Consider the following 23,723-nt stretch of genomic DNA (forward strand, 5'->3'; position numbering starts at 1 on the left):
CTTAAGCTAGACGGGTGAAGATCCTCGTCCTCGGTTCCGGTGCCCGCGAGCACGCCATCATCAAGGCTCTCCTCTCCGAAGAGGCCGGGCACCACATCATCGCCGCACCCGGCAACGCGGGGATCGCGGGCGACGTGACCGTCGTCGGCCTCGACCAGGAGAACCCGTCGATCGTGCGCGACTTCGCCCGCGACGAAGCGGTCGATCTCGTCGTCATCGGCCCGGAGGCACCACTCGTCGCCGGCGTGGCCGACAAGCTGCGCGCTGCCGGCATCCCGGTCTTCGGCCCCAACCGCTCCGCCGCCGCCCTCGAGGGCTCGAAGTCCTTCGCGAAGCGCATCATGGATGAAGCCGGTGTGCCCACGGGCCGCGCGGTCCGTGCCGAGGACCTCGATGCGGCGATCGCGGCCCTCGACGAGTTCGGCGCCCCCTACGTCGTCAAGGCCGACGGCCTCGCCGCCGGCAAGGGCGTCCTCGTCACCCACGACCGCGAAGCGGCCATCCAGCACGCGACCAACTGGCTCGGCTATGGCGGCATCCTCGTGGAGGAGTTCCTCGACGGCCAGGAGGTCTCCCTCTTCTTCATCACCGACGGCGAGACGGTCCTCCCCCTCTCCCCGGCACAGGACTACAAGCGCCTGCTCGACGGCGACGCCGGACCGAACACCGGCGGCATGGGCGCCTACTCGCCGCTGCCCTGGCTCGACAACCGCTTCGGCAGCGAGACCGCCTTCGTCGACGAGGTGCTCGAGACGGTCGCGGTGCCGGTCGTCCGGCAGCTGGCCTCGGAGGGCAATCCGTTCCAGGGGCTGCTCTACGCCGGACTGATCCTCACCGAGCGCGGCATCCGCGTCATCGAGTTCAACGCGCGGTTCGGCGACCCCGAGACGCAGGTCGTCCTCCCGCGCCTCGTGACACCGCTGTCGGCGCTCCTCCTCGGTTCGGCCACCGGCACCCTCGGCGAGCAGCCGCGCCCCGCGTTCGCGGAAGCCAGCGCGGTCACCGTGGTGCTCGCGAGCCAGAACTACCCTGAGACGCCGGTCACCGGACGCGGGATCACCGGGCTCGACGCCGCGGTCGCCGTGGAGGGCGTGCACGTGGTGCACGCTGCGACGGCGGACGTCGACGGCGGGCTCGTCGCCACCGGCGGACGCGTGCTCAATGTGGTGGCGCTCGGGTCGACCTTCGCCGAAGCGCGGGGCCGGGCCTACGAGGCCCTGTCGCGCATCGAGCTCGAGGGCGGGCAGTACCGCACCGACATCGCCGCCCGCGTCTCCTGACGCGACGACGACCGACACCATGCCGAGCCTCACGAGCCACGACGGCACGCGCCTGCACGTCGACGTCATCGGCGACGAGTCCCTCCCACCGCTGGTCGTGCTCGCCGGCGGACCGGCACGTCACCCGGTCTACCTCGGCGACCTCGGCGGCCTGAGCGCACGTCGCCGGCTCATCGTCCTCCACCAGCGCGGGGTCGGCGAGTCGGACGCCGGCCCGGCCGGGACGACGGCGACGTGGCCGGAACTCGCCGAGGACGTGGAAGCGGTCCGTCTGTGGTTGGGCCTCGACCGCTTCGAGATGCTCGCCCACTCCGCCGGCACGCGGGTCGCGATCAGCTACGCCGCCCGCTACCCGCAACGCCTCGACCGCCTGTGCCTCGTCACCCCTCCGGCCACCTGGCTGGTGGACGCCGATGACGACAGCGCCGAGATCATCGCCCGGCACGCCGCAGCGGACTGGTACCCGGGCTTCCTCGACGCACTCCCAGCGCTCCTCGCCGCGCCGGACTCGGCGACCGGCAACCGGCTCTTCCCCGCGGTCGCCCCCATCGCCTGGGGCGACTGGGACGAGACGGCGCAGGAGCACGAACGCCTGGGCGCCTGGCACCCGGCGGCTCAGGACGCCTTCGTGTACACCCCGACGCCCGACGAGGTCGAGGACCTCCGCGACGCGCTCCGTCACCTCGCGGCACCCGTGCTCGTCATCGCCGGATCCGAGGACGGCCTCACCGGACTCGCACCGGTCCTCGATCTCGCGAAGCGCTTCCAGCTCGGCCAGGCGATCGTGCTCGACGGCTGCGGTCACTACCCCTGGATCGAGCAGCCGCGGTCCTTCGCCGCCGCCGTCACCCCGTTCTTCCCCGCCGACTGAGGCCCGACCGCAAGCCCTGCCGCCGAGAACCCGTCCGGTGTTGACTGGTGCGGTGCAGACGTTCCTCCCGTACCCCGACTTCCACGCCAGCGCAGAGGTCCTCGACGACAAACGGTTGGGGAAACAGCGGGTGGAGACGCTGCAGGTCATGAAGGCGCTCATCGTCCCCGGCTACGGGTGGCAGCACCACCCGGTGACGGCGATGTGGCGCGGGTACCGCCCGGCGCTCATGGACTACCAGGTCGCCACCTGCGCGGTCTGGACGGCCCGCGGCCATGCGGACACGTGTCACGAGAAGACCCTGCTCGCGCTCGCCGACGCCCCGGAGGACCTCGAGGCCTACGAAGCGGACGAGTTCCCGCTGCCCCCGTGGCTCGGGCGACCCGAGGTGCATCGGTCGCACCGGTCGAAGCTCCTCGCGAAGGCTCCGGAGTTCTACACCGAGGTGTTCCCAGACGACCCGGCGACGCTGGACTACGTCTGGCCGGTGGCGACGGACTGATGGTGCACAGCGTCGATCTGACCTTCGACGACGAACTCGATGAGGCCGTCCGAGCGCGCTGGCGTGCCCTGTCGGACCTCGGGCTGCCGAGCCTGTCGACGCATCAGGGCGCCAGCAACCGCCCGCACATCACCCTGCTCGCCGGGGAGACACTGGACCTGCACGGGCGACCGGTCTTCGAGCCGTTCACCGTCCGGCTCGGGGCGCCGCTGACCTTCCCGCGCCGATCGGGCGCGGTGCTCGCGCTCGGCGTCGTGCCGACCCTGGAACTCCTCGCGCTGCACCATCGGGTCGCCGCCGTGGTCGAGGGTGGGTTCGACCACACGCGACCGGGAGCCTGGACGCCGCACGTCACGCTCTCCCGACGCATCGTCGCGGAGCAGACCGGAGCCGCACTCGAAGCGCTGGCCTCGCTCGGACCGCTTCCGGACGGCGAGGTCCTCGGCCTCCGGTTCTGGAACGGCGACACCAGGACGGTCACGGAGCTCCTCGCCCCCTGACCCGCCCGATGCCGCCGCAGCGCCCGGCTACTCCGTCTCGACCCGCGCGGCCTCGGCAGCCGCAGCGGCCTGGCCGTGCTGGGTCTCGGGCGTCGACCACGCCGCGGCCTTCGGCTTCTGGAAGAACAGGACGATGATCGCGCCGAGAAGGGCGAACCCCGCCGGGAGGAGCAGCGACTGCGACATCGCCGCGGTGAAGCCCGCATGCAGGGCCTCGGGGAGCTCCCCGCCGGTCACCTCGCTCACGCCGCCGGTCGCCCCACCGGGAGCCGCCGGGAGTTCCGCCGCGAGTCGACCCTGGATGAGGGCGGCGATGGCTGCGCTGCCGAGGACGGCACCGATCTGACGGGTGGTGTTGAAGACACCCGAGCCGGCACCCGCCTGGTGCTGCGGCAGACCACGGGTGGTGAGGTTCGAGACCGGACCCCACATGAACCCGTTCGCCAGGCCGAGGACGGCGCTCGGGAGCAGCAGCATGAGGATCGGCTGCTCCGGTGTCAGCAGGATCGAGTACCACCCGAGCGACAGCGCGAGCAGCAGGAGCCCGGTGAGCGCGAACCACTTCGGGTTCACGCGGTCGATGGCCCGACCGACGACCGGGGCCAGCCCGGCGGACAGCACGGCCATCGGGACGAGCATGAGCGCCGACTGCGTCGGGGTCAGCCCGCGCACCGTCTGGTAGAAGAACACGAGCGGCAGCGACAGGCTCGTCACCGTGAAGCCGATCGTCGAGATCGCCAGGTTGCCGACCGAGAAGTTGCGGTCGCGGAAGAGCGCCAGCGGGAGCAGCGGCTCGCCCTTCATGACGGCCTGCCAGACGACGAAGAGGGCCAGTACGACGACCCCCGCGATGATGAGGCTCCACACGGTGATCGGGCCGGCGATCGTCCCCCACTCGTAGCTCTGGCCCTCCTGGATGCCGAACACGAGCAGGAACATGCCGAGCCCGCTGAGCACGACGCCGAGGATGTCGAAGCGGTGCGGGTGGGTGGCGAGGGCGGGCACGTTGCGCCAGACCATGATGAACCCGACGATACCGACGGGCACGTTGATGAAGAAGATCCACTCCCAACCGAAGCCGTCGACGAGCACCCCGCCGAGGATCGGGCCGACGAGGGTCGCGACACCGGCGGTCGCACCCCAGAGACCCATGGCCGCGCCGCGGCGGTCGGGCGGGAAGATGCGCGTGATGACGGCCATCGTCTGCGGGGTCATGAGCGCGGCGCCGAGCCCCTGCACGACGCGCGCCACGATCAGCATCTCGATGGTGCCGGAGAACCCGCACCAGAGCGACGCGAGCGTGAAGACGACGAGGCCGACGAGGTAGAGGTTCTTCGGCCCGAAGCGGTCGCCGAGGCGGCCGGTGATGAGCAACGGCACCGCGTAGGCGAGCAGGTACGCGCTCGTCACCCAGATGACGTTGTTGATGTCGGTGTCGAGGCCGCGCATGATCGCGGGGTTCGCGACCGACACGATGGTGGTGTCGATGAGGATCATGAAGAAGCCGATGACCAGGGACCAGAGGGCCGGCCACGGCCGCACCGCTCCCGGGGTCGGACCGCTGACACCCTGCGGTGGCGTGGACGAGGAGGTGGACATGGTGTCTCTTTCTGCGGGGAGGAGGGAGGTCGCGGGCGCTGGCTGGTCAGGTGTCCCCGACCGTTCAGCCGGTTCCGGCGGAGGAGGTCGAGCGGAGGGTGGACACCGGAGGGGTGACCGCCTGCTCGTGGAGTGGGGCGCGGGCACCTGGCACGTGCCAGGCGAGGGTGCCGTCGGCGATCTCGGCGAGGAGGGATTCGAGGTGGGCGACCTCGGCCCGCAGCATCGCGGACGAGTAGGGGACGTTGATCCAGTACACCCGCGGGATCCCACGTTCGATCGCCCAGGCGACCCGGCGCTCGAGGTCGGCGAGTTCGGCCCGCTGGCGGAGGACCCGGGTCTCGAGGAGCATGCGGACCTCGTCCGCGCCCAGCTCGTGGGCTTCCGAGAGCGCGAGCCCGAGTTCCGGGTACTCGTTCGCGGGGGTGCTGAGCAGCTGACGCAGGCGCTCGCCGAGCCGATGGCGACCGAGCTCCGTGATCTCGAAGGTGGTGCGTTCGGGCCTGGCACCCGCCCGCTCGGTCCCGGCGGCGCGGACGAGTCCGGCGGACTCGAGGGCGTAGACGGCACGGTAGAGCGAACCGGGGCTGACCTTGACCACGCGGTCCTCCTGCCGGTGGAGCGCGAGTTGGTACATCTCGTAGGGGTGCATCGGTCGCTCGGCCAGGTAGGCGAGTGCGGCGACCGCGAGCATGCCGAGCGGCTTCTCCTCGCGCATCACTCCCCTAGCGTTCCGGCCGAACTATTCCGGCTGGAATATACGCCGATGCGTGGTTCCGCGCAAGCCCGCCGTCGGTCCCCCGGCTCGCCGATGCACGATACTGGTGGGGTGAGCGCATCCTCGGACACCAACGACTGGAACCACGTCTACTCGGGCAAGGTCCGGGACCTGTACGAACCGGCCGAAGGCCCCGAGGACGTCCTGCTCGTCGTGGCGAGCGACCGCGTGAGCGCGTTCGACCACGTCCTCGAACCGGGCATCCCCGGCAAGGGTGAGCTCCTCACCAGCCTCAGCCTCTGGTGGTTCGACCAGCTGCGCAACGTGCCGAACCACCTCGTCCCCGACCACCGGCTCGACGACTCGGGCGTCGCGGTGTCGACCATCCCCGCCGAGTTCGCCGGTCGGGCGATGCTCGTCCGGAAGCTCGACATGTTCCCCGTGGAGTGCGTCGTGCGCGGCTACCTCACCGGCTCCGGTTGGAAGGAGTACGTCGCCAGCCGCACGGTCTGCGGCATCCCCCTGCCCGACGGCTTGCGCGACGGCGACCAGCTGCCGGAACCGCTCTTCACGCCCGCGTACAAGGCGCCGCTCGGCGAGCACGACGAGAACATCTCGTTCAGTCGCATGGTCGAGCTCATCGGCGAGGACGACGCGGTCGCCCTGAAGGACCTGTCGCTCGAGATCTACCGGACGGCGTCGATCACCGCCGAACGCCACGGGGTGATCCTCGCCGACACGAAGTTCGAGTTCGGCCGGAACCCCGAGACCGGCGTCATCACGCTCGGTGATGAGGTGCTCACCTCCGACTCCAGTCGCTACTGGGATCGCGACGTCTACCTCGCCGGCGACGACCCTGCCGAGCGGATGGCTAGCTTCGACAAGCAGATCGTGCGCGACTGGCTCGCCCACAACTGGGACCAGCACGACGAGGCGACCCCCACGCCGCCGACCCTGCCGTCCGAGATCGTCACGCAGACCGCCGCACGGTACCGCGAACTCCTCGAGCGTTTGACCGGTCTCCCGGCCGCTCGCTGAGCTCAGAGCATCCGTCGACGGGCCCGGAGTCGCGCTCCGTCGGCCGCGATGGCCTGCGCGTCGGGCAGCGGCCCCTCCGGCACGATGACACCCATGAGTTGGGCCGTCTTCTCGAGCGCGTCGCGCGCGTCGTCGGCAGCGAGCCGCGCTTCGAGGAGGTCGCACTCGTCGTCGGCCCCCACCTCGCGACGAGCCGCGCTGCGCTCCACGAGCTCGCGCTGCAACCGTTCGGCGGTGGCGTACATGCGGGTGAGCGTCCAGAGCGATGTCCAGGAGACGTCGTCGCTCAGGCCGATCAGGTGGTCGTTGAGCGGGTCGACCCAGCGCGACGGCTGGTGACCGCCGTCCAGCCGACGATGGTGGTTCCGCCGCTCGGCCCAGACGAGCAGGAGGACGGCGACGAGGATCACGCCGAGCAGTGCGCCGACGACGTCGAGTCCCGGGACCCATTCCGGGTCGAAGCCGGGGAGTGAGACGGACCGGGTCTCGTCGTGGACGAGCATCCACTCCACGAGCACACCCACGGCCGCACCGACGACGAAGCCGACCAGAAGGAGGAACGTGCCGAGGAGGATGGTGATCCGACGTCGGAGCTGGTGGACGCGCTCCTGACCCGCGGTGAGCTCGCCTCGTTCCGCGAATGGATCCACGACCATGAGGCGGCCACCCACCCGGACCACACCGGGGTGGCGAGTCGTGACCGTCATGGCCCGAGGATACCCCACAAGGTGGGTGATCCGGGGCGTTTCGAGGCCCGGGATCGGCGGGAATCCGCGGAAAAGCCCGTGTGCTGGCCCCCGGAATGGGGGGCGCCCGAAGGGGTCACGTCGTGCGACGGCGATGGCCGGGCGGCGCACCAGGTCATGCGCGGCTCCGAGCGCTGGTGACTCAGGGCCGAACCCCGACCCGGGGGAACGCACCGGACGCGGCGGCGACGAGCGCCTCGTCGACGTCGTCCAGCGCGAACTCGGCACCGACGAGCTCGGCGAAGGGGTAGCGGCGCCACGCCCCGGTCAGGAAGTCGACCGCTCGCTGCAGGTCGCGCGGCCGGGAGTCGTGCACGCCGCGCACGGTCAGGAGACCGCGCACGATGCGTTCGGCGTCGATGCCGAGCGGGGCGCCGGGTGACTCGCTGCCCACGAGCACCGCGGTTCCGCCGATCGACAGCGCGCCGATCGCGGCGTCGACGCCGCCCGCCTCGCCGGACACCTCGAGCGCCACTGGGAACCCCTCCACACCCGCCGCGAGACGCGCGAGGTCGAGGTGCTCGGCCTCGCCGGCGGCCGGGTCGACGGTGGCGACCGCTCCGAAGCGCCCCGCGAGTGAGCGACGGGCCGGGTCCGGGTCGCTCACCACGACGCGCGCGCCGGCGTCCGTCGCGATGGCCGTGACCGTGAGCCCGAGCATCCCCGCGCCGGTGACGAGGACCGCGGTTCCGGTCAGGTCGCGCCCGGCGGCGTCGAGTGCAGCGATCGCGGTGGCTGTCGCGCAAGAGGCGGGCGCGAAGACGGTCGCGGGCGGCGTCTCCCCCACGATCACGATGGCCGTGCCCTCCAGGAGCTCGACGTGGGTCGCGAACCCGCCGCTCAACTCCCACCCGCGATGCACGCGGTCGTGTCCGTACGTGGCGCGTCGGCGGCAGGTCTGCTGGAGGTCGGCGGAGCACCGGTCGCAGACGCCGCAGCTCACGACGACCGACCACACGACGCGCATGCCGGCCACGAGGAGCGTGCCGTCCATCGCCGTCACCGGGCCGCCGACCGCGACGACACGACCGACCTGCTCATGCCCGAGGACGAGGGGCGTCGCCGCTTCACGGTGCCCGAGGACGGTGTGGACGTCGGAGCCGCACACCGTTGCGAGCTCCACCTCCACGAGCACGTCTCCCGACCCGAGGGTGACACCCGGGACGGCCATCGCCTGGTGACGCGTGCCGGGCCCCTGCCAGACCATGGCGACGGGCGACGGCCGGACGAAGACGTCCTTGCCGACGTGAGCGGTGAGCGTCGTGTGCATGGTTCCCCCGTTGGCGTCCCCGCCACGCTACGAGTGGCACTCGAACGGGGCCGGGACGCCCGGTGAACAGCGGGTGAACCACCGGCGACGGATGCGACCGGCGGCCGCTCCGCCACCACTCGAACGGCTCGGGCCGCCGCCTCTAGACTGCTGTGACCCCACCGTCCCGACGAGAGCAGGCGAGCTGACATGCCCCTCGATCCCATCTTCGTGGAACGGGCGCGGACGCACCGCGCCTACCTCATCTCGAGTGCGCTCGAGCAGGCGAAGGCGTTCTTCCTCCGGCCGAAGACGACGACCGTGAAGCAGCCGCAACCGGCCCCGGGCACGACGCCGGAACCTGGTCGGCCGAATCCGTCGGCGAAGACGACGGCGAAGGCCACCACGGCGGCCCCTCGCCGGAAGAAGACCCGCAAGCAGCACCGCAAGGCGGCCCTCAACTGGGACAAGAAGGAACTGGCAATGGTCGGTGTGCCCGGCCCGGCGTTGCGTATCGAGGAACACACCGTCCCCGTCACCGGGTTCCCGGACGTCCGCGTGCGGCTGTACTACCCGCCGGGCTCCGACGCCGGTACACCCGTGCCCGCCGTCCTGTCCTGCTTCGGTGGCGCGTTCCGGATCGGCGGCATCGACTACCCGACGACCGACGCGGGCTTCCGGCGGCGAGCGGCGGACGCGGGCGTCGTGATCGCCGCCGTCGACTACGCGCTCGCGCCGGAACACCGGTACCCGACGCAACTCGAGCAGGCGCATGCGGCGCTCGAGTGGCTCTTCACCGAGGCGACGACGGTCGGGGTCGACGCCGAGCGCATCGCTGTGGCGGGCGTGTCGGCGGGCGGCAGCATCGCGGCCGCACTCACCCTGGTGAACCGTGAGCGCGGCCGGCGCCCGATCCGTCTCCAACTGCTCGAGGTGCCCGTCACCGACCTCACCGGAGGTCACATCGACCTCCGACCCGTCCGCGAGATGGGTATTCCGCGCTTCTTCGCGATCAAGGAGCTGCGGTCCGTGGCGAAGACGTACCTCCTCGACCGCCGTCAGGCGAAGGAGCCCCACGCCTCGCCGCTGCTCGCCCGCTCGCACGCAGACCTCCCGCGGGCGATCATCCTCACGGCCGAATACGACCCGCTGCGCGGTGACGGCGCGGCGTACCTCGCCGCCCTCCGAGCCGACGGTGTCGACGCGAGTGGGGTGCTGTACCTCGGGGCGACGCACGACACCCCGATCTTCGGCGGGGTGCTGCCGGCCGCGCGCCGCTGGCACGACGACGTCGTCACCGCGCTCCGCTCGCTCCACGAGGAGCACCCGCCGGCTTCGGCCGAGTAGCCGCTGGAGGCACGCAGATCAGTCGAGCGGGGTGCCCGAGCCCGCATCGTCGAGACTCACGAGAGCGAGCCAGACCTCGGTCCGTGCCGCGAAGGTGTCGAGCGGGCGCCCCAGCAGCCGCTCCACCCTGGTGATCCGGTTGCGCAGCGTGTGCCGATGGATCCCGAGGCGTTTCGCGGCCGGATCCCACTGCCCGTTGGCCTCGAGCCACTGCCGGAGGCTCTCGACGAGTGCTGAACCCTCCTCGCGATCGGCGAGCAGCACGGGCCCCAGGAGGTCCTCGGCGACCGGACGTGACCGTGCGGCGTCGAGGAGACCGGTCATCCCACCGACCGCGACCGCCCCGAACCGCTCGATCGGCCGCCCCTCGGCCGTCGCCTGCGCGTGGGCCGACACCGCCTGCCCAGTGCCGAGGTCGAGGTCCGCGAGTCCGACCGCACGCGACAGCCCGAGGTGCCGGCCGGGCGTGCCGCCGAACAGCCCCTCGAGCGCGGCGTCCGTGCCGGGAGCGTCGGATGCGAGCAGGGACAGTCGGCCGTCGTGTTCCGCCACGAACAGGTCCCCGGCGGCGAGCGCCGCGGCGCGCTCGAGCTCGCTGAGCAGCGCATCACGGCCGTCGTCGGCGGCGGTCGCGACACCGACACGGACCGTGCCGGTCGGGAGTGGGGTCGCGAGTTCCTCCGCGACGGCCCTGGCGGCGTCGGGCTCACCGGCGAGCAGCAATCGCCAGACGCCGACCCGCAACGACCGACCGGCGCGTCCGAGCGCGCCGCCCTGTTCCAGCGTGAGGCCGGTGATCGCGACGACGGAGGTCACGACGCCCTGGGCCGCAGCGTCGAGCGGGCCGTCGGCGCCGCCGATCGCGAGCACCCCGCGGAGGTCGCCGCGGCGGCCGAGCGTCTGCAGCGAGACCGTCCCGCTCGGGCTCGTGAACGTCGCCCCGGATCGCTGGCCGCGTCGGAGGAGCCCCTGCGCCTCCTCCGCGACCCGCTCGACGAGGCGGTCTCGGCCGCGGAGCCGCCCTCCGTCGGCAGCGGCGTCGGCGATGGTCGCGGCGTGGGCGTCGAGCAGCACCACCCAGGCACCGAGCGCTCGGGCGAGCTCGGTCACGACCGCGCGCGAGGCGTCCGGGCGGAGCGCCGCGAAGGCGATGGACCGCTGAGCGGCGAGGGCCCAGGCGTCGCGTTCCCGGTCGGCTTCGGCGATGAGGTCCGCGGCATAGCGGATGACCGCGATGAAGGGCGTGCGGTAGGGCACCTCGAACAGCGGGAGGCCGTGCTCGGCACAGGCCTGGGCGAGTTCCGACGGCGGGCCGGCGGTGATGACCTCGGTCCCGAACCCGAGGCCGGCGACCCCTGCCGCCGCGAGCCGGGCGACGTACGCCTCCACCTGCGTGGCGGAGACGGCCGTGCCGAACTGGGTGCCGGTCGTCAGGACGACCTGGTCCGCGATCAGGAACGGGGTCGGGTCCGGGAGGTCGGAGCTCGACACCCAGGCCACCGGACGCTCGAGCGATCCTGCCGTTCCGGCGACGACGAGCCGGAGACCGAGGGCGTGACGGTCGAGGAGGTGCTGCAGCGACGGGGCCATGGCGCGAGTCTACGTCGCGGTGCCGATCTGTCCAATGGTGATGCTCAACATCGACGAAGTGTCGAGTGTCCGGCGGACCCGCGCTGCCTAGCATGGCTGCATCACGAGCGGCCGACGTCGAGGAGCGACGTCCGACCGCCAGATCGAACGGAGCATCGATGACGAGCACGAGCAGCGCCCCCACGACCGACGTCCTCGGCGGACCCTCACTCCCCCAGGAGCGTCGTCTCGTCACCGCCATCCCCGGACCGATCTCCGAGGAGCTCATGGCCAGGAAACACGCTGCGGTCGCGTCCGGTGTCGGTACCACGATGCCCGTCTTCGCAGCGGGCGCCGGCGGCGGCGTCCTCGTCGACGTCGACGGCAACTCGCTCATCGACCTCGGATCCGGGATCGCCGTGACGGGTGTCGGCAACAGCAACCCACGCGTGGTCGAAGCGGTGACCCGTCAGCTCCAGGAGTTCACCCACACCTGCTTCACGATCACCCCGTACGACTCCTACGTCGAGGTCGCCGAAGCCCTGAACCGACTGACCCCGGGTGACCACGCGAAGCGCACGGCGCTGTTCAACTCCGGTGCGGAAGCCGTCGAGAACGCCGTCAAGATCGCGCGCAGCCACACGAAGAAGCAGGCGGTCGTCGCGTTCGACCACGCGTACCACGGCCGCACCAACCTCACGATGGCCCTCACCGCGAAGTCGATGCCCTACAAGAGCGGTTTCGGGCCGTTCGCCTCCGAGGTGTACCGCGCGCCCCTCTCCTACCCGTTCCGTGACGGAGGACTGTCCGGCGCCGAGGCGGCGCAGCGGGCGATCACACAGATCGAGAAGCAGATCGGCGCGGACAACCTGGCGGCGATCATCATCGAACCCATCCAGGGCGAGGGCGGCTTCATCGTGCCGGCGGACGGCTTCCTCCCCACCCTGCTCGACTGGGCCCGCGCGAACGACGTCGTCTTCATCGCCGACGAGGTGCAGACCGGGTTCGCCCGCACCGGTGCCATGTTCGCGTCCGAGCACTTCGGTGTCGTCCCGGACCTCATCATCACCGCCAAGGGCATCGCTGGCGGGCTGCCGCTCTCGGCCGTGACCGGTCGTGCCGACATCATGGACGCCCCGCACGCCGGCGGTCTCGGCGGCACCTACGGCGGGAACCCGCTCGCCTGCGTCGCCGCCCTCGCCGCCATCGAGGCGTACGAGGAGGACGACCTGGCTGCTGCGGCCCGTGCGATCGAGACTCGCATCGTCGAACGGTTCACCGCCGCACAGGCGACCGACCCGCGCATCGGCGACATCCGCGGGCGCGGCGCCATGATGGCCGTCGAGTTCGTCGACCTCGCGACCGGCGAACCGGATGCGACGCTCACCGCACGCGTCGCGAAAGCCTCGCACCAGGCCGGTGTGATCGTGCTCACCTGCGGCACCTACGGCAACGTGGTGCGGTTCCTCCCGCCGCTCACCATCCCGCTCGAGCTGCTCGACGAAGGACTCGACGTCGTGCTCGAGGCGCTCGCCACGAGCTGACGACCCACCCGTCGGCGGCGGTGGTCCCTGAGCCTGTCGACGGGTGGTCCCTGAGCCGGCCGACGGGCGGAACGACACGAGCCCGCTCCCCAGCACCCCCGGCGACTCCACGACACCGCAACCCCGCTCCCCGAGCTTGTCGAGGGGCACACACGCTGAAACACTGTCACCGACGCCATCGACCCCAGCAAGGAGCTCCACCCATGACCGATGCACGCGAAACCGAACTGCTCAGCAAGGTCCCGAACGGCCTCTTCATCGGCGGTGTCTGGCGTGACGCGTCCGACGGCGGCACGCTCACGGTCAGCGATCCGTCCACGGGCGACGTCATCAAGACCATCGCCGATGCCTCCGTGGCGGACGGCACCGCCGCGCTCGACGCCGCCGTCGCCGCCCAGGATGAGTGGGCTGCGACCGCGCCCCGCACCCGTTCGAACATCCTCAGGAAGGCGTTCGACCTCCTCCAGGAGCGTCGGGACGAGTTCGCCCTGCTCATGACGCTCGAGATGGGCAAGCCGCTCGCCGAGGCGAACGGCGAGGTGACCTACGGCGGCGAGTTCCTCCGCTGGTTCTCCGAGGAGGCCGTCCGCATCTCGGGTCGCTACGGGTCCAACCCCGAGGGCACCGGCATGATGACCGTCTCTCAGCACCCCGTCGGGCCCTGCTTCCTCATCACGCCATGGAACTTCCCGCTCGCGATGGCGACCCGCAAGATCGCTCCGGCGCTCGCCGCCGGGTGCACGGTCGTCGTGAAGCCGGCAGAGCTCACCCCGCTGACGACCCTGTACTTCGTGAAGCTGCTCGAGGACGCCGGTCTCCCGGCCGGGGTCGTGAACGTCATCACCACGGCCAGCTCCTCGGCCGTGTCCGCACCGATCATCGCCGACCCGCGCCTCCGGAAGCTCAGCTTCACCGGCTCGACGCCGGTGGGCCAGAAGCTCATCGAGCAGTCGGCGAAGAACGTCCTCCGCACCTCCATGGAGCTCGGCGGCAACGCCCCGTTCGTGGTGTTCGAGGACGCCGACCTGGACAAGGCCGTGGAGGGCGCGATGGCGGCGAAGTTCCGGAACATCGGGCAGGCGTGCACCGCCGCCAACCGCTTCATCGTCCACCGCGACGTCGCCGACGAGTTCGCGAAGCGCGTCACCGAGCGGGTGCGGGCGTTCCGCATCGGCCGCGGCACCGAGGACGGCGTCACGATCGGCCCACTCATCGACGACCGGGCGGTCACGAAGGCGAAGACGCTCGTCGCCGACGCCGTGGGACGTGGCGCCGAGGTGCTCACCGGTGGCGAGGCCGTCGAGGGGGCCGGGACCTTCTTCCAGCCGACCGTCGTCACGGGCGTCGTCCCCGGGTCCGACATCCTCCGCGAGGAGATCTTCGGCCCGGTCCTCGCGATCGTCCCCTTCGACGACGAGGACGACGCCGTGCGCCTCGCGAACGACACCGAGTACGGCCTCGTCTCCTACGTCTTCACCACCGACCTCGCGCGCGGACAGCGCATGATCGGCAAGCTGGAGACCGGCATGATGGGCCTGAACGTCGGCGTCATCTCCAACGCGGCTGCTCCGTTCGGCGGCATCAAGCAGTCCGGCATCGGCCGAGAGGGTGGGCTCGAGGGCATCCACGAGTACCTGTACCCGAAGTACACCATGACGCCCATCGACTGACGGTCGCCACCGCCGGTCCGGCGGGCGACGACCGAAAGCGTCGCCGTCCGCCGGATCGACCGTCGAGATCGACACCGGAGGTTCCATCCGACGGCGCGAACCGCCATACTCGACTATCGACGCGGATCCCGACCGGGCAACAACCCAAGCACCCCGGCCGCCAGCATCACCCCGGTCCACCCGCACCACCCGTTCCCGTGCACCACCCGCACCACCCGCACCACCCGTTCCCGAGCACCACCCGTTCCCGAGCACCACCCGCACCACCCGTTCCCGAGCACCCCCCGGTCCCTGAGCTTGTCGAAGGGCCCTGAACAGGAAGACACCCTCATGAGCGCTATCGAACGCGACGTCGTCATCATCGGCGCCGGGGCCTCCGGGCTCACCGCCGCCACCAAGCTCCGCGCGGCCGGCCTGTCCGTCGCCGTCCTGGAGGCTCGCGACCGCGTGGGTGGCCGACTGTGGACGAACCACATCGACGGCGCGATGCTGGAGCTCGGCGGTCAGTGGGTCTCCCCGGACCAGACGGCACTCCTCGCCACGCTCGACGAGCTGGGGCTCGACACCTACTCCCGCTACCGCGAGGGCGACAGCGTCTACGTCAACGCCGACGGCGTGCGGACCCGCTTCACGGGCGACATCTTCCCCGTGGCCGAGTCGACGGCCGCCGAGATGGAGCGACTGATCACCCTCCTCGACGAGCTCGTGGAGCAGGTCGGGGTCACCGAGCCGTGGGCGCACGAGCAGGCGACCGAGTACGACCGCATCTCCTGGAGCGCCTGGCTGGCGGAGCAGACCGACGACGTCGAAGCGCGCGACAACATCGCCCTGTTCATCGCCGCCGCGATGCTCACGAAGCCCTCGCACTCCTTCTCGCTGCTGCAGGCACTGCTCATGGCGGCGTCGGCGGGCAGCTTCACCCACCTCGTCGAGGCGGACTTCATCCTCGACAAGCGGGTCGTCGGCGGGCTGCAGCAGGTCCCGATCAAGCTCGCGGAGGCCCTCGGCGACGACGTCCACCTCTCCTCGCCCGTCCGCCGACTCGAGTGGTCTGACACCGGCGTCTCCGCCGAGGCCGACAAGGTGACGGTCAACGCACGCTACGCGATCGTCGCGGTCCCGCCGAACCTGTACTCGCGGATCGACTTCCAGCCGCCGCTGCCGCGGCTCAGCCACCAGATGCACCAGCACATGTCGCTCGGTCTCGTCATCAAGGTGCACGCGGTGTACGAGACGCCGTTCTGGCGCGAGGACGGGCTCTCCGCCACCGCGTTCAGCCCGTACGAGCTCGTCCACGAGGCGTACGACAACACCAACCACGAAGACCCACGCGGCACCCTCGTCGGGTTCGTCTCGGACGAACGCGCCGACGAGGTCTTCAAGCTGAGCGCCGAGGAGCGCCGCGAACGGATCCTCACCTCGCTCTCCCACTACTACGGCGAGCAGGCACTGTCGCCCGTCGTGTACTACGAGAGCGACTGGGGTAGCGAGGAGTGGACCCGCGGTGCGTACGCGGCCAGCTTCGACCTCGGCGGCCTGTCCCGCTACGGCGCCATGCAGTCGACGCCAGTCGGACCGATCTACTGGTCGACGAGCGACCTCGCAGCCGAGGGCTACCAGCACGTCGACGGCGCGATCCGCAAGGGCGCCGACACCGCCGCGGCGATCATCGCCCGCCACCAGGCGTAAGCGGTCCGGGGAGCGGGCGCTCCGCTCCCCGGCCGCAGTCCGCTCCACCCACAGTCCGGTCCCTGAGCTTGTCGAAGGGCCACCCCCGTCGATACCCTGCACCAACGAAACACCCGCACACCGCCGTGCATCCCGATCCCGGTCCCTGTTCTTCGACCGACGGTTCCTGAGCTTGTCGAAGGGCAGGAACCGCCATCACACGCTCGCACCCGATCGAAAGCGAACACCAGATGAGATACATCGTCGGCTACACCGACACCCCGGCCGGTCGCGATGCGCTGGCGCTCGGCATCAGGATCGCGAGGACGACGGGCGCGCGTCTCGACATCGTCCTCGTGCTCGCCAACGAGGAGCGCCCGACGATCACGCCGGCGGACCCCGGCTACGAACGGTTCCTCCGCGAGACCGCCGAACGCTGGCTCGCGGACGCCTTGGCCGCCGTCCCCTCCGATGTAACGGCGAAGACCCACCTCGTGTACGACGAGTCGTTCGCGGAAGGGCTGTTGGAGGCCTCCCGCATCCTCGAGGGCGGGCTCATCATCATCGGCGCGGCCCGTGGCGGACTCCTCGGGCGGTTCACCCTCGGGAGCGTCGCGAACACCCTCCTGCACTCGGCGGTCGTTCCGGTCGCCCTCGCACCGGTCGGGAGTCGCGACCTCCTCGAGGCGCAACCCACCGGCGGGACGGTCAGCCGCATCACCTGCGCGATCGGTACCAGGGCCGGCGCACACCAGCTGCTCGACGCGGCGATCGTCGTCGCGAAGAACGCGGTCATCCCGCTCCGTCTCGTGTCGCTCGTCGCCCTCGACCAGCCGGAGGGCGCCGAGCACCCCGAGGCGACCACCCGGGCCGAGGCACACGCGGCGGAGGTGCTCGCGTACGCGACCGAGCATCTGCCGTCCGACGTCGACGTCACCACGGAGATCGCCTCCGGCACCCGCATCGAGGACGCCGTCGCCGGGCTCGACTGGAAGCCGGCGGAGATCGTCCTCGTCGGGTCCAGCCGGCTCGCCACCCCGAAGCACCTCTTCCTCGGCTCCACCGCAGCGAAGATGCTGCGCGAGCTCCCCGTACCCATGGTGGTCGTACCCCGCGACTCCGTGCTGACCCTCGGAGACCCGACATGACTCCTCCCGAATCCACCCCGGCACGCGACGTCGCCCACCCCGAGACGACGGCCACCGGCGCCCTCTCCAAGAAGGGCCTCGGTGCCGGGACCGTCGGCCTCGTCGGCGCGATCGTCATCGGCATCTCGTGCATCGCGCCCGCGTACACCCTCACCGGAGCACTCGGCCCGACGGTCGCGGAGGTCGGCACCCACGTGCCCGCGATCTTCCTCGTGGGCTTCATCCCGATGCTGCTCGTCGCCTTCGGCTATCGCGAACTCAACAGCCGCATGCCGGATTCCGGCACCTCGTTCACCTGGGCGACGCGCGCGTTCGGTCCCTGGGTCGGGTGGATGGCCGGGTGGGGCCTCATCGCGGCGACGATCGTCGTGTTGTCGAACCTCGCTGGCATCGCGGTCGACTTCTTCTACCTGATGCTGTCGCAGATCTTCCAGAACCCCGACATCGCCGGCCTGACGTCGAACCCGTTCATCAACGTCATCACCTGTCTCGCGTTCATGCTCGGTGCGACGCTCATCTCCTATCGCGACATGCAGACGACGCAGAAGCTCCAGTACGTGCTCGTCGGCTTCCAGCTCCTCGTCATGGTGCTGTTCGGCATCGTCGCGTTCGCGCACGTCGCGGGCGGCGACGCGTTCGACGCCCTGCCGATCTCGCTCGACTGGTTCAACCCGTTCGCGGTCGGCTCGTTCAGTGCGTTCGCCGCCGGCCTGTCGCTCTCGATCTTCATCTTCTGGGGTTGGGACGTCACCTTGACGATGAGCGAGGAGACGAAGGGTTCGAGCTCGACGCCCGGCAAGGCGGCCACCGCCACCGTCGTCATCATCGTCGTCCTGTACCTGTTCCTGTCGGTCGCCCTCATCAACTACGCGGGTGTCGGCGACGGGGAGTTCGGGCTCGGCAACGAGGACATCCAGGGCAACGTGTTCTTCTCACTCGCGGGCCCCATCCTCGGGCCCCTGGCGATCCTCGTGTCGATCGCCGTGCTGTCGTCCTCGGCGGCCTCCCTGCAGTCGACCTTCGTCTCACCGGCGCGCACCCTGCTCGCCATGGGCCACTACGGCGCCCTGTCGCCGAAGTTCTCCAAGGTGCACCCGAAGTTCTTCACGCCCGGCTACGCCACGATCGTCTCGAGTGTCGTCGCCTCGGTGTTCTACGCGGTCATGCGCTTCATCTCCGAGGACGTGCTCTGGGACACCATCACCACGCTCGGCATGATGATCTGCTTCTACTACGGACTCACCGCGTTCGCGTGCGTCTGGTACTTCCGGAAGCAGTGGTTCTCGAGCGTGCGGAACTGCTTCTTCCAGTTCGTCGCCCCACTCCTCGGTGGCCTCATCCTGGGTGTGCTGTTCTTCACGACGATCATCGAGAGCGCCGACCCGTCGTACGGTTCTGGTTCGAACATCGGTGGCGTCGGCCTCGTGTTCATCCTCGGCATGATCATCATCGTGGCGGGCATCGTGATCATGTTCATCCAGGCGAAGCTCCGTCCGGACTTCTTCCGCAACAAGACCCTCGCACGCGGCATCGCGGGCGACGCGAACGAGGCGGACGCCGCACTGCCCGAGTGACCGACCGATCCCGACACCCGTCCGACGCTTCCCATCGGACGGGTGTCGTGCGCTCGACGCTAGACTGTTCCCATCCCCGCCGCGTCGCAACGAAAGAGATCTCCGTGCCGACCATCGTCGTAGAAGTCATGCCGAAAGCCGAACTGCTGGACCCCCAGGGCAAGGCCGTCGCCGGCGCCCTCGCGCGTCTCGGCAAGAGCGAGTTCACCGATGTCCGCATCGGGAAGCGCTTCGAGCTCACGGTCGAGGGCCCCATCACCGACGCGACGCGCGCGACGGTGCAGCAGATCGCCGACGACATCCTGTCGAACGCCGTGATCGAGGACGTCGTGGCGATCCACTACCCCGAGGGCTCCGAGGCATGACCACCCGCGTCGGCGTCATCACCTTCCCGGGTTCACTCGACGACCGCGACGCCCAGCGCGCCGTCCGCATGGCCGATGCGGAGCCCGTCGCGCTCTGGCACGGCGACCACGACCTCAAGGGTGTCGATGCGGTGATCCTCCCCGGAGGCTTCAGCTACGGCGACTACCTGCGGGCCGGCGCGATCGCGGCCGTGTCGCCGATCATGACGGAGCTCAAGGACGCCGCCGGGAAGGGCATGCCCATCCTCGGGATCTGCAACGGCTTCCAAATGCTCGTCGAGGCGCACCTGTTGCCCGGCGGCCTCATCCGGAACGCCCACCAGCAGTTCATCCGTCGCGACCAGTTGCTCACGGTCGAGAACGCGGACACCGCTTGGACCCACCAGTTCTCGAAGGGGCAGGAGATCACGATCCCCCTCAAGAACGCCGACGGTGGCTACATCGCCGATGCCGAGACGCTCAAGCGCGTCGAGGGCGAGGGGCTCGTCGCGTTCCGCTATGCCGGCGTCAACCCGAACGGCTCGCTCGACGACATCGCCGGCCTCACGAACCCGGCCGGCAACGTGGTGGGGCTCATGCCGCACCCCGAGCACGCCATCGAGCCGGGCTTCGGTCCCGACACCCCGCTCGCCATGCGTTCCGGTGTCGACGGCCTCGCCTTCTTCACCAGTGCGGTGCAGGCCCTCCAGGCCGTCTAGCCAGCAGCCGTCACCTCCACGCCCGTCCCGATCCGTCGGGGCGGGCGTGCTTGCGTCGGTGGGCGGGTCCTCGGCCTCGCACCCGGACCCTGAGCCCCTCGGCCCCACCCCCGAACCCTCCCCCGGTCCCTGAACCCCTCCGGTCCCTGAGCCTGTCGAAGGGCGCTCCCCCATCCGAGCCGCCGCGGTCCCCGACCCCACACCCGGTCCCTGAGCCTGTCGAAGGGCACCACCGGCTACCATCGTCACTGGTCGGACCAATCGAGGGGGCAGCATGTCGGAGCCGCTCGAGGCGCTCGTCGGGAAGCTTGTGGAACTGGCGACCCTGGAGCCAGGCACCGCCGCTCGACGCCTGCCGCCGGAACGTGAACTCGGCGAAGCCCTGCAGATGAGCCGAGGAGCCCTCCGTGAGCAACTCGCCGTGCTCGAACGGCTCGGCTTCCTGCATCGCACCCAGGGCAGAGGCACGTACATCGATGCCCCCGGAGACGACTTCGTCCGCAGCTGGTTCACGATCTCCCGCCAGCTCGGGTACCTCACGGACGCGCAGTTCGCGCGGTCGCGGATGCTCCTCGAGGAGACCGTCGCGGAGGCGGCCGCCGGGTTGGTGAGTGACGAGCAGGTCGAACTGCTGCGCGCGGACGTCGACCGGATGATCGCCGCGACCCTGAGCGAGGATCACGAGCTGGCGCTGGAGGCGGACGTGACCTTCCACACCCGGTTGAACTCGATCGTCGACGATCCGATCCTCCGGCTCATGCACGATGGGTTCAGTCATGTGCTGCGGGAGACGATCCGGCAGCGTCGCCTCCAGGCGGTCGAGGTGGAGCAGCCGGACGATCGCGGCATTCGACGGACGGACAGCGTGCACTACGCGGTGGTCGAGGCCCTGGCGGCACGGGACGGCGATGCCGCACGGCGGGCGATGCATCAGCACTTCGAGGACTGGTTGCAGCTCGGCGTCGACGACCGCCTGCGCTGACCTGCTCGGCCCTCCGAGCCGGGACCCGTTCAGCTCACTGAGCTTGTCGAGGTGCCCAGGGTAGACCTCCATCCAGCACGCCCTCCCCTCCGAGCCATTCAAAGGGCCGCGAGTCTCGGTCCCTGGGCCTCGCGCACCGCCTTCGGCGTTCGGTCCCTGAGCTTGTCGAAGGGCACACGAGGGGACGCCCACCGCCGACGCAGATCAGAATCTGGAATGTCAGTGGTCCATGTTGGACTGGAGTCATGACCGAGAGCACCAACACCAAAGTTCGAGCTGGCGATGAGTACGCCGCGCAGCTCGCGGAGTTCTCGGACGAGTATGCGGAGATCTGTCGACAGCAAGCCGTGTTGGCCGCTCGGGCGGCGCGGCTCTTGGCCCGCTCGGCGGCCTACGCCGACGCCCTCGCCGACTCGGTCGTCCCGGCCGTGTACCCACCGGCCGAACGCCAGGCCCTCTCACGCCGGTCCACCTGCGCTGCCCTCGCCATGGCGACGCGAACGCCTGAGCAGACGGTCCAACGGGCGACGAACGACGCGGAACGGCTCGTCAACGAGGCACCTGCCGTGCTCGCCTCGCTCGAAGCCGGCCGCATCTCTGCCCGGCACGCCCAGACCATCGTCGACCAGCTCAGCGACGTGCCGACCGCGGGTCGGGCGGCGTTCCTGGAGGCAGTGTTGCCAGTCGCAGAACGATTCACCAACGCGAACCTTCGGAAGCGAGCCCGCGTCCTGCGCGAGCGCCTCCACCCCGAGTCGATCACCGCCCGAGCCCATCGGTCCGAGGCTGACCGCCGCCTCGAGTTCGAGCCCGCAGCCGACGGCATGGCGTGGGTGCACCTCTTCACCACCGCACCGGTTGCGCAGGGCATCATCGAGCGCGTCGAATCAGCGGCCGCGGAGTCACGCGCCGCCGGGGATACCCGCACCTGCGCGCAACTCCAGGCGGACGCCCTCGCAGCCCTCGCCCTCACCGGAGTGACCCCGGAAGATGTGATGTCGAGCCCGGCGCTCCCGCACCCGATCGAGGTCCAGGAGCACCTCAAGCCGACCGTGCAGATCACGGTCCCGGCGCTCAGCGTGGCCGGTGTCTCCGATGCACCCGCGACGCTCGACGGCTACGGCCCGATCGACCCGGAGACCGCCGCCCGGCTTGCGGTGAACGCGCCGAGCTTGACCCGGATCCTGGTCCAGCCGGAAACCGGCGCCGTCCTCTCCGTCGGGCGGAAGCAGTATCGCGTTCCCGCCGATTTGCAGCGGGCGGTGCGGCTTCGGGACGGCACGTGTCGGGCACCCGGTTGCGGGAGGCGAGCTCGGGCCTGCGACCTCGACCACTCGCTCGCGTGGGAAGACGGCGGCACGACGGATGTCGGGAATCTCGCCTGCCTCTGTCGACACCACCACCGGATGAAACACCTCCCCGGCTGGAACCTCAGCCACCGCCCCGGCGGGGTGCTGGACTGGACCACACCCGACGGCAAACGCCATCGAACCGAGCCGGACCCCGCGCCATTCTGACCATCTCCGGTCCCTGAGCCTGTCGAAGGGATCTTCGTGGGCACTTCGACAAGCTCAGTGACCGGAAGAAGTTTGCCCGGAAGAAGTTTGCCCGGAACACTCTGGTCCCTGAGCTTGTCGAAGGGTTCCCCGTGAGCACTTCGACAGGCTCAGTGACCGGAGGTGTGGCTCCGATGCTTGCCTCTGCACACCACCGCCGGTACGATTGGTCCAACCAATCTCCTGGAGGACTCCATGGCATCGACGCCACAGCCCGCATCCACCATCACCTTCGTCGGCATCGGCGCGATCGGCCTCCCGATGGCCACTCAGCTCGCGGCGGCCGGACACCAGGTCACGGGCGTCGACCCCTTCCCCGCCGCACGGGAACGCGCGTCCGCCGCCGGCGTCGCCGCGGTCGGGTCGATCACCGAAGCACCCCGCGCAGACACCGTCGTCGTCATGGTCGCGACACCCGATCAACTCGCCGAACTCGTCGACCTCGCCCTCACCGACACGGACCCAGCCGGCCAGACCTGGATCATCATGAGCACCGTGGGGCCCGCCTCCGTCATCGACCAGGCAGCCCGCCTCGAAGCCGCGGGCGCAGCAGTCGTCGACGCCCCGGTGACCGGCGGCGTGGCACGCGCCAGCACCGGCGAACTCACCATGTTCATCTCCGGCTCCCCCACCGCGACCGCCGCCGCCACCGGGCCGCTCGCCGCCCTCGGGACCGCCAGGATCGTCGGCGAGGCGATCGGCGACGGCCAGGCGATCAAGGTCGTCAACCAGCACCTCTGCGCCGTGCACATCGCCGCTGCCGCGGAAGCGCTCGCACTCGCGACCTCGCTCGGTCTCGACCCCGCGGCCGTCCTCCCCCTCGTCGAGTCCGGCGCGGCCGCGTCCTGGATGCTGTCGGACCGCGGACCGCGGATGCTGCAGGACACCGACGCACCGGTCATGAGCCGCGTCGACATCTTCGTGAAGGACACCGGCCTCGTCGCCAGTGCGGCGAGCGCTGCCGGAGCCGCGACCCCCGTCCTCGACGCAGCGCGCGAACGCTTCCTCGCCGCGGCGGCAGCCGGCCTCGGCGCACGCGATGACTCCCGAGTGATCGAGACCTATCAGGATGCCGACGCGTGAGCGGGCTCCGAACCGA

Annotated in this window: 21 protein-coding genes; 16 read left to right on the plus strand and 5 right to left on the minus strand. The window is 70.5% G+C overall.

What is annotated here, in order from left to right:
• Positions 1–14: 14 nt before the first annotated feature.
• The 4 genes from purD to QRN27_RS05245 are packed head-to-tail and all read left to right on the plus strand — an operon-like array spanning position 15 to position 3,153.
• Positions 15–1,280, plus strand: coding sequence for a phosphoribosylamine--glycine ligase (gene purD / locus QRN27_RS05230; protein ID WP_285040994.1), 1,266 nt, complete (start codon positions 15–17; stop codon positions 1,278–1,280).
• A 19-nt stretch (positions 1,281–1,299) separates the two neighbouring features.
• On the plus strand, positions 1,300–2,151 hold the full coding sequence (locus QRN27_RS05235; RefSeq protein WP_285040995.1) for an alpha/beta fold hydrolase: 852 nt from the start codon (positions 1,300–1,302) through the stop codon (positions 2,149–2,151).
• A gap of 52 nt (positions 2,152–2,203) precedes the next feature.
• Positions 2,204–2,653 (plus strand): MSMEG_6728 family protein, encoded by a 450-nt coding sequence (locus QRN27_RS05240; protein ID WP_285040996.1) that lies wholly within the window; start codon positions 2,204–2,206, stop codon positions 2,651–2,653.
• A complete protein-coding gene (locus QRN27_RS05245) occupies positions 2,653–3,153 on the plus strand; it encodes a 2'-5' RNA ligase family protein (RefSeq protein WP_285040997.1) in 501 nt (166 codons plus the stop codon). The genes QRN27_RS05240 and QRN27_RS05245 overlap by 1 nt, the downstream gene beginning before the upstream one ends.
• Before the next feature lie 27 nt (positions 3,154–3,180).
• Here the strand turns inward: QRN27_RS05245 and QRN27_RS05250 are convergent, their stop codons facing one another.
• On the minus strand, positions 3,181–4,752 hold the full coding sequence (locus tag QRN27_RS05250) for a DHA2 family efflux MFS transporter permease subunit (protein ID WP_285040998.1): 1,572 nt from the start codon (positions 4,750–4,752) through the stop codon (positions 3,181–3,183).
• A gap of 64 nt (positions 4,753–4,816) precedes the next feature.
• Positions 4,817–5,470, minus strand: a complete 654-nt coding sequence (locus QRN27_RS05255) for a PadR family transcriptional regulator (RefSeq protein ID WP_285040999.1) — start codon at positions 5,468–5,470, stop codon at positions 4,817–4,819.
• 93 nt (positions 5,471–5,563) lie between these two features.
• On the opposite strand from QRN27_RS05255, the gene QRN27_RS05260 reads away from it, so the two are divergent.
• Positions 5,564–6,508 carry a phosphoribosylaminoimidazolesuccinocarboxamide synthase gene (locus tag QRN27_RS05260; protein WP_285041000.1) on the plus strand — a complete coding sequence of 315 codons (945 nt, stop codon included), beginning with the start codon at positions 5,564–5,566 and terminating at the stop codon, positions 6,506–6,508.
• A gap of 2 nt (positions 6,509–6,510) precedes the next feature.
• On the opposite strand, the gene QRN27_RS05265 is transcribed toward QRN27_RS05260, so the two are convergent.
• Both QRN27_RS05265 and QRN27_RS05270 read right to left on the minus strand, forming a co-directional pair.
• Positions 6,511–7,215, minus strand: a complete 705-nt coding sequence (locus QRN27_RS05265) for a hypothetical protein (protein WP_285041001.1) — start codon at positions 7,213–7,215, stop codon at positions 6,511–6,513.
• 181 nt (positions 7,216–7,396) lie between these two features.
• Positions 7,397–8,524, minus strand: coding sequence for an alcohol dehydrogenase catalytic domain-containing protein (locus tag QRN27_RS05270; protein ID WP_285041002.1), 1,128 nt, complete (start codon positions 8,522–8,524; stop codon positions 7,397–7,399).
• Between the two features lie 189 nt (positions 8,525–8,713).
• On the opposite strand from QRN27_RS05270, the gene QRN27_RS05275 reads away from it, so the two are divergent.
• A complete protein-coding gene (locus QRN27_RS05275; protein WP_285041003.1) occupies positions 8,714–9,850 on the plus strand; it encodes an alpha/beta hydrolase in 1,137 nt (378 codons plus the stop codon).
• 18 nt (positions 9,851–9,868) lie between these two features.
• Here QRN27_RS05275 and QRN27_RS05280 read toward each other — a convergent pair whose 3' ends face one another.
• Positions 9,869–11,440, minus strand: coding sequence for a PucR family transcriptional regulator (locus QRN27_RS05280; protein ID WP_285041004.1), 1,572 nt, complete (start codon positions 11,438–11,440; stop codon positions 9,869–9,871).
• 158 nt (positions 11,441–11,598) lie between these two features.
• On the opposite strand from QRN27_RS05280, the gene gabT reads away from it, so the two are divergent.
• From gabT to QRN27_RS05330, 10 genes are all read left to right on the plus strand, one after another.
• A complete protein-coding gene (gene gabT, locus QRN27_RS05285) occupies positions 11,599–12,963 on the plus strand; it encodes a 4-aminobutyrate--2-oxoglutarate transaminase (protein WP_285041005.1) in 1,365 nt (454 codons plus the stop codon).
• A 203-nt stretch (positions 12,964–13,166) separates the two neighbouring features.
• On the plus strand, positions 13,167–14,633 hold the full coding sequence (locus QRN27_RS05290; protein WP_285041006.1) for an NAD-dependent succinate-semialdehyde dehydrogenase: 1,467 nt from the start codon (positions 13,167–13,169) through the stop codon (positions 14,631–14,633).
• Positions 14,634–14,963: 330 nt separating this feature from the next.
• A complete protein-coding gene (locus QRN27_RS05295) occupies positions 14,964–16,322 on the plus strand; it encodes a flavin monoamine oxidase family protein (RefSeq protein ID WP_285041007.1) in 1,359 nt (452 codons plus the stop codon).
• A 230-nt stretch (positions 16,323–16,552) separates the two neighbouring features.
• Positions 16,553–17,449: a universal stress protein gene (locus QRN27_RS05300; RefSeq protein WP_285041008.1), complete on the plus strand. Its 897-nt coding sequence runs from the start codon at positions 16,553–16,555 to the stop codon at positions 17,447–17,449.
• Positions 17,446–19,023 (plus strand): APC family permease, encoded by a 1,578-nt coding sequence (locus QRN27_RS05305; RefSeq protein ID WP_285041009.1) that lies wholly within the window; start codon positions 17,446–17,448, stop codon positions 19,021–19,023. Before QRN27_RS05300 ends, QRN27_RS05305 begins: the two co-directional genes overlap by 4 nt.
• Positions 19,024–19,127: 104 nt before the next feature.
• The gene (gene purS, locus QRN27_RS05310; RefSeq protein ID WP_056779175.1) at positions 19,128–19,388 is read left to right on the plus strand and encodes a phosphoribosylformylglycinamidine synthase subunit PurS; all 261 of its coding nucleotides are present in this window, start codon (positions 19,128–19,130) and stop codon (positions 19,386–19,388) included.
• Complete coding sequence (purQ, locus tag QRN27_RS05315) at positions 19,385–20,086, plus strand: phosphoribosylformylglycinamidine synthase subunit PurQ (RefSeq protein ID WP_194669097.1); 702 nt, start codon at positions 19,385–19,387, stop codon at positions 20,084–20,086. The genes purS and purQ overlap by 4 nt, the downstream gene beginning before the upstream one ends.
• Before the next feature lie 274 nt (positions 20,087–20,360).
• Positions 20,361–21,068: a FadR/GntR family transcriptional regulator gene (locus QRN27_RS05320; protein ID WP_285041010.1), complete on the plus strand. Its 708-nt coding sequence runs from the start codon at positions 20,361–20,363 to the stop codon at positions 21,066–21,068.
• A 245-nt stretch (positions 21,069–21,313) separates the two neighbouring features.
• A complete protein-coding gene (locus tag QRN27_RS05325) occupies positions 21,314–22,585 on the plus strand; it encodes an HNH endonuclease signature motif containing protein (protein ID WP_285041011.1) in 1,272 nt (423 codons plus the stop codon).
• Between the two features lie 234 nt (positions 22,586–22,819).
• Positions 22,820–23,707: an NAD(P)-dependent oxidoreductase gene (locus tag QRN27_RS05330; RefSeq protein WP_285041012.1), complete on the plus strand. Its 888-nt coding sequence runs from the start codon at positions 22,820–22,822 to the stop codon at positions 23,705–23,707.
• Positions 23,708–23,723: the final 16 nt, after the last annotated feature.

The sequence above is a fragment of the Plantibacter sp. LMC-P-059a genome (assembly GCF_030209505.1).
Lineage (GTDB): Bacteria > Actinomycetota > Actinomycetes > Actinomycetales > Microbacteriaceae > Plantibacter.

Coding starts and splice junctions, on each gene's coding strand:
- QRN27_RS05235 (WP_285040995.1), top strand. CDS start 1,300: ATGCCGAGCCTCACGAGCCACGACGGCACGCGCCTGCACGTCGACGTC.
- QRN27_RS05245 (WP_285040997.1), top strand. CDS start 2,653: ATGGTGCACAGCGTCGATCTGACCTTCGACGACGAACTCGATGAGGCC.
- QRN27_RS05250 (WP_285040998.1), bottom strand. CDS start 4,752: ATGTCCACCTCCTCGTCCACGCCACCGCAGGGTGTCAGCGGTCCGACC.
- QRN27_RS05255 (WP_285040999.1), bottom strand. CDS start 5,470: ATGCGCGAGGAGAAGCCGCTCGGCATGCTCGCGGTCGCCGCACTCGCC.
- QRN27_RS05260 (WP_285041000.1), top strand. CDS start 5,564: ATGCACGATACTGGTGGGGTGAGCGCATCCTCGGACACCAACGACTGG.
- QRN27_RS05265 (WP_285041001.1), bottom strand. CDS start 7,215: ATGACGGTCACGACTCGCCACCCCGGTGTGGTCCGGGTGGGTGGCCGC.
- QRN27_RS05270 (WP_285041002.1), bottom strand. CDS start 8,524: ATGCACACGACGCTCACCGCTCACGTCGGCAAGGACGTCTTCGTCCGG.
- QRN27_RS05275 (WP_285041003.1), top strand. CDS start 8,714: ATGCCCCTCGATCCCATCTTCGTGGAACGGGCGCGGACGCACCGCGCC.
- QRN27_RS05280 (WP_285041004.1), bottom strand. CDS start 11,440: ATGGCCCCGTCGCTGCAGCACCTCCTCGACCGTCACGCCCTCGGTCTC.
- gabT (WP_285041005.1), top strand. CDS start 11,599: ATGACGAGCACGAGCAGCGCCCCCACGACCGACGTCCTCGGCGGACCC.
- QRN27_RS05290 (WP_285041006.1), top strand. CDS start 13,167: ATGACCGATGCACGCGAAACCGAACTGCTCAGCAAGGTCCCGAACGGC.
- QRN27_RS05295 (WP_285041007.1), top strand. CDS start 14,964: ATGAGCGCTATCGAACGCGACGTCGTCATCATCGGCGCCGGGGCCTCC.
- QRN27_RS05300 (WP_285041008.1), top strand. CDS start 16,553: ATGAGATACATCGTCGGCTACACCGACACCCCGGCCGGTCGCGATGCG.
- QRN27_RS05305 (WP_285041009.1), top strand. CDS start 17,446: ATGACTCCTCCCGAATCCACCCCGGCACGCGACGTCGCCCACCCCGAG.
- purQ (WP_194669097.1), top strand. CDS start 19,385: ATGACCACCCGCGTCGGCGTCATCACCTTCCCGGGTTCACTCGACGAC.
- QRN27_RS05320 (WP_285041010.1), top strand. CDS start 20,361: ATGTCGGAGCCGCTCGAGGCGCTCGTCGGGAAGCTTGTGGAACTGGCG.
- QRN27_RS05325 (WP_285041011.1), top strand. CDS start 21,314: ATGACCGAGAGCACCAACACCAAAGTTCGAGCTGGCGATGAGTACGCC.
- QRN27_RS05330 (WP_285041012.1), top strand. CDS start 22,820: ATGGCATCGACGCCACAGCCCGCATCCACCATCACCTTCGTCGGCATC.